General features: G+C 65.5%; 10 protein-coding genes. 5 read left to right on the top strand and 5 right to left on the bottom strand.

Annotated elements, in window-relative coordinates; genetic code table 11:
- The first annotated feature begins 129 nt into the window (after positions 1–129).
- Both AC56LV_RS15920 and AC56LV_RS15915 read left to right on the top strand, forming a co-directional pair.
- Entirely contained in the window at positions 130–585 is a 456-nt protein-coding gene (locus AC56LV_RS15920) for a cache domain-containing protein (RefSeq protein WP_499559010.1), read from the top strand.
- Positions 586–665: 80 nt separating this feature from the next.
- On the top strand, positions 666–2,372 hold the full coding sequence (locus tag AC56LV_RS15915) for a methyl-accepting chemotaxis protein (RefSeq protein WP_499559008.1): 1,707 nt from the start codon (positions 666–668) through the stop codon (positions 2,370–2,372).
- Here the strand turns inward: AC56LV_RS15915 and AC56LV_RS15910 are convergent.
- Positions 2,369–2,953 carry a DNA-3-methyladenine glycosylase gene (locus AC56LV_RS15910; RefSeq protein ID WP_499559006.1) on the bottom strand — a complete coding sequence of 195 codons (585 nt, stop codon included), beginning with the start codon at positions 2,951–2,953 and terminating at the stop codon, positions 2,369–2,371. The two genes, AC56LV_RS15915 and AC56LV_RS15910, sit on opposite strands and share 4 nt — an antisense overlap.
- 161 nt (positions 2,954–3,114) lie before the next feature.
- Between AC56LV_RS15910 and AC56LV_RS15905 the strand changes: the two genes are divergently transcribed.
- From AC56LV_RS15905 to AC56LV_RS15895, 3 genes are all read left to right on the top strand, one after another.
- On the top strand, positions 3,115–3,972 hold the full coding sequence (locus AC56LV_RS15905) for an HDOD domain-containing protein (protein WP_499559004.1): 858 nt from the start codon (positions 3,115–3,117) through the stop codon (positions 3,970–3,972).
- 65 nt (positions 3,973–4,037) lie between these two features.
- Positions 4,038–5,234, top strand: coding sequence for a tetratricopeptide repeat protein (locus AC56LV_RS15900; RefSeq protein ID WP_499559002.1), 1,197 nt, complete (start codon positions 4,038–4,040; stop codon positions 5,232–5,234).
- 29 nt (positions 5,235–5,263) lie between these two features.
- On the top strand, positions 5,264–5,548 hold the full coding sequence (locus AC56LV_RS15895; protein ID WP_499559000.1) for a hypothetical protein: 285 nt from the start codon (positions 5,264–5,266) through the stop codon (positions 5,546–5,548).
- 45 nt (positions 5,549–5,593) lie between these two features.
- Here the strand turns inward: AC56LV_RS15895 and AC56LV_RS15890 are convergent, their stop codons facing one another.
- From AC56LV_RS15890 to AC56LV_RS15875, 4 genes are all read right to left on the bottom strand, one after another.
- The gene (locus AC56LV_RS15890; protein WP_499558998.1) at positions 5,594–6,103 is read right to left on the bottom strand and encodes a DNA-deoxyinosine glycosylase; all 510 of its coding nucleotides are present in this window, start codon (positions 6,101–6,103) and stop codon (positions 5,594–5,596) included.
- A gap of 85 nt (positions 6,104–6,188) precedes the next feature.
- Positions 6,189–7,460 (bottom strand): glucan 1,4-alpha-maltotetraohydrolase domain-containing protein, encoded by a 1,272-nt coding sequence (locus AC56LV_RS15885; protein WP_499558996.1) that lies wholly within the window; start codon positions 7,458–7,460, stop codon positions 6,189–6,191.
- 391 nt (positions 7,461–7,851) lie between these two features.
- Complete coding sequence (locus tag AC56LV_RS15880; protein ID WP_499558993.1) at positions 7,852–9,345, bottom strand: efflux transporter outer membrane subunit; 1,494 nt, start codon at positions 9,343–9,345, stop codon at positions 7,852–7,854.
- Positions 9,345–12,527 carry an efflux RND transporter permease subunit gene (locus tag AC56LV_RS15875; protein WP_499558991.1) on the bottom strand — a complete coding sequence of 1,061 codons (3,183 nt, stop codon included), beginning with the start codon at positions 12,525–12,527 and terminating at the stop codon, positions 9,345–9,347. The genes AC56LV_RS15880 and AC56LV_RS15875 overlap by 1 nt, the downstream gene beginning before the upstream one ends.
- Positions 12,528–12,532: the final 5 nt, after the last annotated feature.

Genomic DNA, 12,532 nt, shown 5'->3' with positions numbered 1-12,532 from the left:
CATCGGCGCAACGGCGCCCGTGCGATTTCCACGCGCTTGTGCGTGCGCAATCCGGCCCGAGCACGCGCCGCTAGAGTAGTGAATGCACTTAAGCAATATTTCTGATGCATTCAACGCGAAAGGACTGCCATGAAACTGATCGCCACCGCCGCCGCCCTATGCCTGGGGCTGGCATCAACCGCCGCCCTGGCCAATGAACCGACCGAAAAGGACGCCATCGCCATGGCCGAGCGCGGCGCCGCCCTGATCAAGGCCAAGGGCAAGGATGAAATGATGAAGCGCATCAATGCCAAGGACCCGGATTTCGTCCAGGGACAGTTGTACATCGACCTGCGCGACGTCAAGACCGGCATCGTGCTGGCCCACCCGTACAACCCGTCGATCGTCGGCAAGGACCTGACCGACGTGCCCGATGCAAACGGCAAGAAGTACCGGCGCGAGATCATCGAGCTGGCCGCCGCCAAGGGCAAGGGCTGGGTCGACTACCAGTACAAGAATCCCGCCACCGGCAAGATCGAACCCAAGACGACCTACATCCTGCTGGTCGACGGCGTGGTGCTCGAAGCGGGCATCTACAAGAAATAAGCCTGCGCCGGTCTCGCGCATCCCCTGCTGTCGCTGCCGTCGCCCTGCCCGCGATGGCAGCTTTTTTTGTGGAGTGACCCATGCTGAACAAACTGCGGATCGGCCAGAAACTGCTGCTGGCCCCGGGCCTCGTGCTCGTGCTGCTGACCATGCTGTCGGGCGCCGCCTATTACGGCATGGTGCGCCAGAACGCCTCGCTGGAACACATGGTGCAGGTGCGCGCGGCGCGCCTGCAGGCGGTGGCCGATGTCGCCGGCGAGGCGCGCTTCGCCCATGCCAACGCCTACCAGTTGCTGGCCTGGACCAACGGCAGCTTCGCCCAGAACCGCCTGAGCGCGCTGACGGCCGACATCGGCCGCCGGCATGCCGCCATTGGCGACAAACTGGGCAAGTTCGCGCACGCCGCCGAGCGCGAAGAACGCGCGCCGGTCACGGCATCGCAGGCGGCGCTGGCGCGCTATCGCAAGGCGATCGGCGAGACGATCGAGATGGCGGCCGTGGACCAGTCGATCGCCACCAATGCGATGCAGAAGGCCGAGCAGCAGTTCGGCGCGCTCGACACCGCGCTGACGCAACTTGCGCAGATCGAAAAGACCATGAACCAGGAGGCCTACGCCGCCGCCAGGGCCGAGTTTCGCACGCTGGGCTGGACCATGGCCGGCCTGGTGCTGCTGTCGGTCACGCTGTCGCTGGCGGTGACGATGCTGGTGCGGCGCGCGATGCTGGCCGGGATCCATTCGATCGCGCACACGGTCGGCGAACTGGCGGAAGGCCGGCTCGACGCGCCGCCGGTGGACGCGCAGGGCCGCGACGAAATCGCCGACACAGGCCGCGCGCTGGATCACACGATCGCGCGCCTGAATGCCGCGCTGCGCAGTGTGATGACGGCGGTACGCTCGATCGATACGGCGTCGCAGGAAATCGCCACCGGCAATATGGACCTGTCGAGCCGCACCGAAATGCAGGCCAGCTCGCTCGAGCAGACGGCCAGCACGATGGAGACCTTGACCACGGCGGTCAAGGACAACGCCACCAATGCGCGCCAGGCGTCCGAGCTCGCGGCCGAAGCCGCGCAGCTGGCCGCGCGCGGCGGCCAGGCGGTGCAAGGGGCGGTGACGACGATGGAATCGATCCAGGCCAGCTCGCGCAAGATCGTCGAGATCATCGGCGTCATCGACGGCATCTCGTTCCAGACCAATATCCTGGCCCTGAACGCAGCGGTGGAAGCGGCGCGCGCCGGCGAACAGGGGCGCGGCTTTGCCGTGGTGGCGTCCGAAGTGCGCACGCTGGCGCAGCGCTCGGCGGCAGCAGCCAAGGAGATCAAGGGCCTGATCGCGGACTCGGTCAGCATCATCGAACGGGGCAACGCGTCGGTGAGCGAAGCCGGCGCCAGCATGGGCGACATCGTCTCGTCGGTGCGCCAGGTGAACGACATCATCGGGCGCATCAGCATCGCCAGCACCGAGCAGGCCGACGGCATCGCCGACGTCAATCGCGCGGTCGGGCAGATGGACAGCATGACGCAGCAGAATGCGGCGCTGGTCGAACAGGCTGCAGCGGCGGCCGAGAGCCTGCACGAGCAGACCGTCAATCTGGCCAAGGCCGTGGCGATCTTCCGCATCGCACCGGGTGACGACGACGCCGAAGAGGTGGAAGAAGCGCATGACGACGCGCTGGCGGTGGGCTTCCAGGGCGTGGCCGATCGCCGCAGCCGCGCCAGCACGATGCGCGCAAAGCCGGTGCCGGCCCTGCCGCCGGCGACAGCGCGCCGGCGCGGATCGGCTTAGTTGCGGGCTTCGCCGCGGATTGGCCGGCTCAGAAAGCGCGAGCCGGCCAGGCCGAAGCGCCACGGCACGTCGACCGCCTTCGAGATGCCGATGCGGATGCCCTCCACGACGACCAGTCCCGCCTCCGCCGGCAGCAAGGTAAACGACGCTCCCGCCAGCGCCATCCCGTCGTGCGCACGCGTCACGCCCAGCGCCTGGCACAACTTGCCCGGCCCCGAACACAGCGCGCGCTCTTCCAGCGCATCGCGGCGCGCGCGCATGACGTCCAGCCCTGCCACCGGTTCCAGCGCGCGGATCAATACCCCGGCCCCGTGCCCTGCTTCGCGGCACACGAAGTTCAGGCACCAGTGGATGCCGTACGAGCGGTAGACGTAGGCATGTGCGGGCGGCCCGAACATCGAGGCATTGCGCTCCGTCTCGCCGGCAAACGCGTGCGAGGCCGCATCTTCGCGGTCATATGCTTCGGTCTCGACGATGCGCCCGCCCACCCCGTCGAGCAGCACCGTCACCCCGATCAGCTGGCGCGCCACGGTGGCGGCGTCGTCTGAAAAATCAATTCCTGCAATTGTCGAAATAGCCATGCCGGGATTCTAGCGCGCACGCCCGTGCCCTGGCGCTATGGTGGAATTGCCACATTAACCAGTTGATTTGCACATTGCCTTGCTGCAATATTTTATCGGCTGGAGTATAGTGACACGTTCCCCCGCAACGTCCGAGATACCCTCTCGCGCCCCGCCATTTCATGAATACCGTCGTCGAGTCCGCCCCCCAAACCGACCAGGTCGATGCCCTGATCAAGTCGATCCGCATTCCGCCGCGGCCGAGCCTGCTCGCCGATCTGCAGCGCGAGCTGGGGGCCGACGATCCCTCCCCCGACGCCATCGGCAAGATCGTGGCCAGCGACGTCGGCATGTCCGGCGCCCTGCTCAAGCTGGCCAATTCGGCCGTCTACGGCGGCCGGCGCAAGGCCAAGTCGATCGAGCAAGCCATCCTGTTCCTGGGGATTAACCAGGTCGCGGCCCTGATGACCGGGCTGCTGGCGCGCCAGGCGATTCCCGTCAACAGCGCCGCACTGGCCAGCTTCTGGGACATCTCGACCCGCCGCGCGCACGCGATGGTGTTCCTGACGCGCCGCCTGCGCATGGGCGAGGCCGACGTGGCGCACACGTTCGGCCTGTTCTGCGACACCGGCGTGCCGCTCCTGATGGACCGTTTTAAGGATTATGAAGCCACCTACGGCGCGGCATCGATGGAAGCCCATCGCCCGTTCACCGACCTCGAGAACGAACGCCATGCGACCAGCCACGCCGCGATGGGCTGCCTGCTGGCCCGCAACTGGGGCCTGTCCGACCACGTGGCCTGGGCCATCCTGCACCATCACGACTTCGCCGTGATCGACGACGCTGCCACTGCGGGGCCCGTGCGCTCGCTGGTCGCCCTGTCGCTGCTGGCCGAGAACGCGATCTCCCGCTACCAGGGCCAGACCGAGTCGAACGAATGGAACAAGGGCGGCGTCGCGGCCTGCGCGTACCTGGGCTTGTCGGACGAAGAAACCGCCGAGATCATGGACGAACTGCTGGAAGCGTTTCACGAAGACTGAGTTTTGACTTCGCCTGCAAGGGAGCGGATACTGCCATGTCAGTACGCTCGTTTGCAGGAGGCGCCATGCGCGGAGTCTTGTTCAATTGGCTGTCGCTCGTTTGGCTGTCGTTGTCCGTATTGCTGGCCGGCTGCGCCAGCCTCGCTCCTCCCCCTGCCCCGCCAGCGGCCCTGTTTGCCGACGCGCGCTTTGCGCCACCCTCCGAGCCCATCGGCGCGCACGACCTGTTCGCGCTCAGTCCTGCGATGCGCACTTACCTGAACAGCAGCGCATTCACATCACGCCTGCGCACCAAGGGCCTGCAGCACGGCCTGGTCGATGCGCTCTACAGCAAGTCCGACCTCAAGCTCGAATACGAATCCACCACCACCCGCACCGCCAGCCAGACCTACGCCGCGCGCACGGGCAACTGCCTGTCGCTGGTGATCATGACGGCGGCCTTCGCCAAAGAACTGGGCATGCCGGTCCGGTTCCAGAGCGTGGATGTCGACAACACCTGGAGCCGCACTGCGGGCCTGTACCTGTCCAGCTCCCACATCAACGTCAGCCTGGGCGAACGCCCGGCCGACGCGCCGCGCGGCTACCACCCGCAGCGCGTGCTGGTCGTCGATTTCATCCCGCGCGACGAGGCCGCGCGCCTGCGCACGCGCGAGCTGGAAGAAGACGACATCGTCGCCCTGTTCCTGAACAACCGCGCCGCCGAGGCACTGGTGCAGGGCCGGCGTGACGACGCCTACTGGTGGGCACGCGCGGCAGTACTGGCGCGCCCCGGCGTGGCGAGCACGCTCAACACGCTGGGCGTGATCTACCAGCGGCATGGCGAACCGGCGCTGGCCGAGCGCGCATTCCAGGCGGCGCTGGTGCGCGAGCCCGAAAACCTGGCGGTGCTGCACAACCTGCAGCCGGTGCTGGTGGCGCTTGGCCGGCCGCTGGAAGCGGCGGCGCTGGCCAAGCGCATCGCGGCGGTCGATCCGACGCCGCCATATCACTATTTTGATCTGGGCACGGCCGCGCTCAAGGCCGGCCGCTATGACGATGCGGTAACCCACTTCGCGCGCGAAGTGCGGCGCGCGCCGTACAACGACGAGTTCCGGTTCTGGCTGGGCGTCGCCCATTTGCAGCTGGGGCATGTGCGCGATGCGCGGGAACAGATCGCGCTGGCGGTGGATCACAGCACGCGGCAGGACATGCGCGAGGTGTATGCGGCGAAGCTGGCATATCTGCGGAAAATGGCGGCGGGGACCGGGACGCATATTCGGTAAGACAGCGCGCACAAACGATACACAATCCCATGTCAACGATCTCACTGAAACTTACCGATGAACTCAAGCAGCGCACAATCGATGCTGCCCACGTGCTTGGCATCAGCCCGCATGCATTCATGGTCGCCGCGATTCGACAAGCCGTCCATGGGGTTGAGAAGCGTGCCGCCTTCATTGCGCAAGCTCGTGACGCCAGAGCAGAGATGTTGGCGGAAGGCCAAGGTTACGCGGCTGACGACGTGCGCGCCTACCTGCGCAGCCGCCTGACAGATGGAGCGGCAGCCAGACCTGGCAAGACACCGTGGCGGAAATAAGCTAAACAAGTCGCATGCTCTGTGACCTGGAACGAGTCAGCGCTGTCAGTCCGCCAGCAAGCACTGCCAGGCCAGCAGCTTTTGCGCAAACGGCATCGCCGCGTACGCGGGCGAAGTCGATGGCAGCAGCACCGTCCGATACCCGGCGTCGGCAAATTGTGGTGCAAATTTGCCCGCCGTCTTGCCATTGAAGCCGACGGTTGCAAGCTGCGGACAACGCTCACGCAGCCGCGCGAAGTCGTTTGCGGCCGGTGCACGGATGGCCGAATCGAGACTGCCCGTGCGTTCGCACGCACCCAGCACATCCCACAAGCCGATGCCGTGCGCTAAAAGTCGCGGCAGGCGCTCATCGTAGGGCAAGCCAGCCAGGTCTTCGCCTGTCAGATGCGACAGGATCGGCCACAACAGATTGCGCGGGTGCGCATAATACTGCCCGGCCGCCAGCGACGCGGCGCCGGGAAAACTGCCCAGCACGAGAATGCGGGTAGTGGCGTCGATGACGGGCGCGAGGCCGGTGAGCGGTGGAACAGGAACACAAGCAGATGCGATGGACATGGCGCCATTGTAGCGGCGCCCAGCCGCATCACGTCGACGACCGGCCGCCGTCGCCGGCAGCCGGTACGTCACACACAGCGGATCCTTACTTCATCCACACCGCGTAATTGCTGCCCGACGTCTGCAGCACCCAGCCCGTGCCGGCCGGGCTCCAGGCGTTCGGCCCGATCTTCATCGCGAGCTGGCGCGTGTTGCCCGTGACGACTGCCGCATACAGTCCCTGCGCCGCCTGCTGGATCGCCACCGGCGACGTCGACGTTACCCCGGCCGCCCGGCGCGCTGCCATCAGCGCAGCGATCGGCGTCTTCAGGCCCCAGTTGTAGATGTGCGGGTAGTACACGGTCGGAATGCCCGGGTGGCTCAGCACATAGGCGTAGCCCTGCATCACCGAACCGCACGGCACCGCCCAGTGGTTCTGGCCGTTGCCGCAGCTTTCGGACGGACCGGTGTCGTGGTTGTCGACGAAGGTCACTGCCATCGCCGGCCACCAGCCGATCGCGCCCTGCGGCTTGCCGGCGGCATCCTTCAGGCGCCAGTAATTGCCGTTTGCCAGCGCATCGTTGAGCAGGCCCTTTGTCGTGAAGTCGAACGCGCCGCAGCTGTTGCTGGTGCCGTTAATCCAGTTCATGATTTCCTGGCGGTGCGCGTCGACGTTGTTCAGGTTCAGGTCGTTCCACAGCTCGCCGACGCAGAACTCGGCGTTGAAGGCATTCGCATACTGCCCGACGTAGCTGGGGCTGAAGCCGCGCACATAGTCCACCCGCATGCCGGTAAAGCCCACGGGTTTCAGCGTGTAGTTCAGCCACGTGGTGATGCCGTTCTGGACTTCGCCGACGTTGCGGTGGTCCAGGTCGCGCCCGCCGTTGAAGCCGAGCGCCGTATCGGCGCTGCCCAGGCCGCAGTTGCACTCGTCATTGTTGACGATCGAATACGTGGTCCAGTTGGGATTGGTGAAGTCCGACCAGCCGGTGGTGCCGACGCGGTGGTTGACGACGACGTCGGCCACCGCCTTGATACCGCTGTTCGTGAACGCGCGCACGACGTTGGTCAGCTCAGCCGAGCTGCCGTAGGCGGAATTCAGGTTGTTCAGCTGGCGCGGCAGATAGCCCTGCGAGGCTGCCGAATCGGATGGCGGCGGGAACCAGACGTGGGAAAAGCCCATGGTTTTCAGCTCGCCCACATTGCCCTGCAGGGTGTTGTACCAGTTCGGGCTCCTGGCGCTCGACGAATTCCAGTGGAAGCCCTGCAGCAGCACGGCTGAACTGTTACCCGCCTGGGCAGGCGGGGTGGCGGCCAGGGCCGGGTTACTCAATGCCACAACGCTGGTGGCAAGCATGGCGATGATGCTTTTCTTCATTTTGTCTCCTCCGGTGTAATTGATGTGTTTCAGTCCTCCAGGACATCGACGGACATACTGTCGGTCACGTAGATAAACTACGTAACTGGTTGCCGTGGTCTCTGAGCGGACATTTTCGGCCCACAGATTCTGTTCTTGTCGTTTAACCGCGTCAATTGAATCTGAATATTTTTGTAGTTTTGCTACACGAGCAAAAAAAGCGGCGGTGCGTTTGCACGCACCGCCGCAAAGGGCAAACAATTTTCGGTAGGGTGGGCGGGTTTCCCGCCCACGCGTTCAACGCGCCTTCGCCCATCGCTGAGCGAGGTTGGTTTGAACGCGTGGGCGGCGCAGCCGCCCACCCTACCGGCTGATCGATATTACGCAGCAGGCAAACAAATCCCTCGTTGGATCAGCGTTGCGCCACCGCCGCATTCACCGGCTGCGTCGCATCCCAACCGCCGCCCAGCGCGCGAATCAGCGCCACCGTCGTCAATGCGCGCTCACCGCGCAACTGCACCGCCGTGCGTTCCACGACCGCCAGGTTGCGCTGGGCGTCGAGCAGTTCCAGATAGCTCGAGCGGCCGGCGTCGTACAGCTTCTGCGCCAGGTCGGCCGAGCGACGCGCCGAGACCACGGCCGCGTCGATCTCACCGGCCTGCCCTGCGAGGATGCGCAGGCCGGCCAGGTTGTCCTCGACCTCGGCAAACGCCACCAGCACGCTCTGGCGGTAGGTGCCCACCGATTCTTCGAGCACCGCTTCGCTGCGCACGATGTTGTTGCGGTTGCGGCCACCGTCGATGATCGGCATCGAGGCCAGGGCCCCGAGCACCCACGAACGGCTGCTCCACTTGAACACTTCCGAGAACACGCCGCCCACGCCGCCACCATCGGCATTGATGGTCAAGGCCGGGAACATTGCCGCGCGCGCCACGCCGATGCGGGCGTTCGACGCTTCCATCGCGCGCTGGGCGGCGACGATGTCGGGCCGGCGTTCGAGCAGGCTCGATGGCAGGCCGGCAGGAATCGCCGGCATCAGGCTTGCATCGAGCAGCGGGCTTGGGCCAGCCACGTAGTCGGCCGCCGGCTTGCCCAGCAAGACCGCCAGCGCGTGCTCGGTCGTGGCGCGCTGGCGCTGCACGCCGATGGCTTCGGCGCGCGCCGTGGACAGCTCGGTGCGGGCGCGCGACAGGTCGAATTCACCGATGTCGCCCAGATCAAAACGGCGTTGCGTGACCTTGATGCTTTCTTCACGCAGCCGCACCGTGTCGGCCAGCGTCACCAGTTCGGCATCGAGCGCGCGCAGCCTGAAATAGGTCTGCGCGACGTCGGCCTGCAAGGCCAGCAGCACCGAGCGGAAGTTGGCTTCGGAGGTCGCCGCATCGCCCCGCGCCGCCGACACGCCGGCCGCCACGCGGCCAAACAGGTCGACTTCGTAGCTGGCCGACAGGCGCGCGCTGTAGCTGGTGTAAGCGTCGGTCCCCACACCTTGCGGCAGGTTCGATTCGCGTGGCGACAGGCGCGCACGCTGGGCGCCGATGCCCACGCCCACCTGCGGGCTGCGATCCGCTTCGGCGATACCGGCAATCGCGCGCGCCTGCTTGACGCGGCTGGCCGCGACCGACAGGTTGGCATTGTTGGCGGCTGCTTCCTCGATCAGCGCGGTCAGCGCCGGATCGTTGAAGGCCAGCCACCATTGGCCGCGCGGCTGCTGCTCGGCCGGCTGCGCCGGCTTCCAGCGCGCGCCGTCGATGCCCGCCACTTCCGCCGCCGGCGCTGGCGTCTGCGACTCGCGGAAGGCCTCCGGCGTGGCCACGTGCGGCTGCACGAAGTCGGGCGTGGCGCAGGCCGTCAGCAGCAGCGCCGCCAGCAGGGGCGCGACGCCCTTTGCAATCATCGTATTCATCAGTGCACTCCTTCTGCGCTGTGCGCCACCGCAGGCGCGGTGTGCGCGGGTTTTTCAAAACGCTTGGCCAGCGAGCGCAGCAACACGTAGAACAGCGGCGTGAGGAACAGGCCGAAGAAGGTCACGCCCAGCATGCCCCAGAACACGGCGACGCCGATGGCGTGGCGCATCTCGGAACCCGCGCCGCTCGAGAATACCAGCGGCACCACGCCGGCGATGAACGCGATCGACGTCATCAGGATCGGCCGCAGACGCAGGCGGCTCGCCTCCAGTGCTGCCTCGACGACGCTGCGGCCATGGTCTTCCAGCTCGCGGGCAAATTCGACGATCAGGATCGCGTTCTTCGACGCCAGTCCGACCAGCACGAACAGCGCAATCTGCGTGAACACATTGTTGTCGCCACCGGTGAGCTTGACGCCAATGAGCGCGCACAGGATCGACATCGGCACGATCAGGATCACCGACAGTGGCAGCGTCCAGCTTTCGTACTGGGCCGCCAGCACCAGGAACACCAGCAGCACGCACAGCGGGAACACATAGATCATCGTGTTACCCGACAGGACGTCCTGGTAGGTCAGCTCGGTCCACTCGTACGACACGCCCTTGGGCAGCACTTCTTTCGCAATGCGTTCCATCGCCGCCTGCGCCTGGCCGGACGACACACCGGGCGCGGCGCCGCCATTCATCTCGGCCGAGACATAGCCGTTGTAGCGCGTCACGCGATCCGGACCATACGTATCCTTCACGCGCATCATCGACGACAGCGGAATCATTTCGCCCGTATTGCTGCGCACCTTGAACTGCTCGATCTGCTCGCGCTGCGAACGGAACGGCGCGTCGGCCTGCACCCGCACCTGATACGTGCGGCCGAACTGGTTGAAGTCGTTCACGTACAGCGAGCCAAGGTTCACCTGCAAGGTCTGGTTGATGCTCGCCAGCGGCACGCCCAGCTGCTTGGCCTTCACGCGATCGATGTCGGCGTACAGCTGCGGCACGTTGATCTGGAAGCCCGAGAACACACCGGCCAGTTCCGGCGTCTGCGCGGCTTTGGCCGTCAGCGCCTGCACTGCCTTGTTCAGCTCTTCGTAGCCGACGTTGCCGCGGTCTTCGATCATCATCTTGAAGCCGCCCGTCGTACCGAGGCCATTGACCGGCGGTGGCGACAGCACCATGACGAACGCATCCTCGACCGCGCCCATGCGCTTGTTGATCTCGGCGGCGATGGCTTCGGCGCTTTTCGCCTTGTCCTTGCGCTGATCGAACGATTTCAGGCCCACGAACACGATGCCGGCGTTCGGCGCATTGGTAAAGCCATTGATCGACAGGCCCGGGAAGGCGATCGACGATTCGACACCGGGAATCTCCTGGGCGATCTTCGACATCTGGCGGATCACGGCGTCGGTGCGGTCGAGCGAAGCGGCGTCCGGCAGTTGCGCGAAGCCGATCAGGTACGCCTTGTCCTGCGGTGGCACGAAGCCCGGCGGCACTGCCTTGAACATGAACACCCCGGCCACGGCCAGCGCCAGGTAGACGCCGATCGCGGCGCTCTTGCGGCGCAGGACGCCTTTCACACCATGCTCATAACGCACCGACGAGCGGCCGAAGAAGCGGTTGAAGGCGCCGAAGAAGCGGCCCAGCACAGCGTCGATCATGCGCGTCAGGCGGTCTTTCGGCGCGTTGTGCGGTTTCAGCAAGGCTGCCGACAGGGCCGGCGCGAGCGTCAGCGAGGCAAACGCCGAGATCACGGTCGAAATCGCGATCGTCAGTGCGAACTGGCGATAGAACTGGCCGGTCAGGCCCGACACGAAGGCGATCGGCACGAACACGGCGCACAGCACCAGCGCAATGGCGATGATCGGTCCGCTGACTTCCTTCATGGCCTGGATGGTCGCATCGCGCGGATTCAGGCCATCGGCGATATTGCGCTCGACGTTTTCCACCACCACGATCGCATCGTCGACCACGATACCGATGGCCAGCACGAGGCCGAACAGCGACAGCGTATTGATCGAAAAGCCGAAGGCCAGCATCACGGCAAACGTACCGACCACCGACACCGGCACGGCCAGCAGCGGAATGATCGAAGCGCGCCAGGTCTGCAGGAAGATGATGACCACCAGCGCGACCAGCACCACCGCTTCGAACAGCGTCACGATGACCGAGTTGATCGACTCGCGCACGAACTGGGTCGGGTCATACACGATCGAATACTTCACGCCTTCCGGGAACTCCTGCGACAGCGCTTCCATCGTCGTGCGCACGTCAGCCGAGAGCTGCAGGTCGTTCGCACCAGGGGCGGCGAAGATCGGGATCGCGACGGCCGACTTGTTGTTCAGCAGCGAGCGCAGTGCGTACGAGCTCGAACCGAGCTCCATGCGCGCGACATCCTTGAGCAACGTGGTGCCGCCTTCGGCATTGGTCTTCAGGACGATGTCACCGAATTCGTCGGTGCTTTGCAGGCGCCCTTGCGTGTTCACGGTGAGCTGGAAATCAGCGTCCTTGGCAGGACCCTGGCCGATCACGCCGGCTGCGACCTGCACGTTCTGTTCGCGGATCGCGTCGATGACGTCGCCCGCGGTCAAGCCGCGCGCGGCGACCTTCTGCGGATCGAGCCAGATACGCATCGCGTAGTCGCCCGAGCCGAACAACTGGACTTCGCCCATGCCCTTGATCCGGGCCAGCTGGTCCTTCACGTTCAGCACCGCGTAGTTGCGCAGGTACAGGTCGTCGTAGCGGCCGTCCGGCGAATTCAGGTGGACTACCATCGTCAGGTTGGGCGACGACTTCACGGTCGTCACGCCGATCTGGCGCACTTCTTCGGGCAGCCGTGGCAGCGCGCGCTGGACCCGGTTCTGCACCGCGGTCTCGGCCTGCTCGACATCGGTGCCGATTTTAAACGTGACGGTCAGCGCCAGCGCGCCGTCGGACGTGTTCTGCGACGACATGTACAACATGTCTTCGACGCCGTTGATCTGCTCTTCCAGCGGCGTGGCCACCGTTTCGGCGATGACCTTCGGGTTCGCGCCCGGATATTGCGCGCGCACCACCACGGAGGGCGGCGTGACTTCCGGGTACTCGGAAATCGGCAGCATGAAGATCGAGATCAGGCCGGCGACGAAGATGATCACCGACAGCACAACCGCGAAGATCGGTTTGTCGACAAAGAATTTAGGAAAGTTCATGGTGA

The sequence above is a fragment of the Telluria sp. RB2R28 genome (genome assembly GCF_059685835.1).
The sequence above is the reverse complement of the archived record's forward strand: the minus strand, read 5'-3'. Positions and strand labels throughout refer to the sequence as shown.

What these genes read in the sequence shown, in the direction of transcription:
- AC56LV_RS15915 (WP_499559008.1), top strand. Translation starts at nt 666, where the DNA reads ATGCTGAACAAACTGCGGATCGGCCAGAAACTGCTGCTGGCCCCGGGC.
- AC56LV_RS15880 (WP_499558993.1), bottom strand. Translation starts at nt 9,345, where the DNA reads ATGAATACGATGATTGCAAAGGGCGTCGCGCCCCTGCTGGCGGCGCTG.
- AC56LV_RS15910 (WP_499559006.1), bottom strand. Translation starts at nt 2,953, where the DNA reads ATGGCTATTTCGACAATTGCAGGAATTGATTTTTCAGACGACGCCGCC.
- AC56LV_RS15890 (WP_499558998.1), bottom strand. Translation starts at nt 6,103, where the DNA reads ATGTCCATCGCATCTGCTTGTGTTCCTGTTCCACCGCTCACCGGCCTC.
- AC56LV_RS15920 (WP_499559010.1), top strand. Translation starts at nt 130, where the DNA reads ATGAAACTGATCGCCACCGCCGCCGCCCTATGCCTGGGGCTGGCATCA.
- AC56LV_RS15895 (WP_499559000.1), top strand. Translation starts at nt 5,264, where the DNA reads ATGTCAACGATCTCACTGAAACTTACCGATGAACTCAAGCAGCGCACA.
- AC56LV_RS15900 (WP_499559002.1), top strand. Translation starts at nt 4,038, where the DNA reads ATGCGCGGAGTCTTGTTCAATTGGCTGTCGCTCGTTTGGCTGTCGTTG.
- AC56LV_RS15905 (WP_499559004.1), top strand. Translation starts at nt 3,115, where the DNA reads ATGAATACCGTCGTCGAGTCCGCCCCCCAAACCGACCAGGTCGATGCC.
- AC56LV_RS15875 (WP_499558991.1), bottom strand. Translation starts at nt 12,527, where the DNA reads ATGAACTTTCCTAAATTCTTTGTCGACAAACCGATCTTCGCGGTTGTG.
- AC56LV_RS15885 (WP_499558996.1), bottom strand. Translation starts at nt 7,460, where the DNA reads ATGAAGAAAAGCATCATCGCCATGCTTGCCACCAGCGTTGTGGCATTG.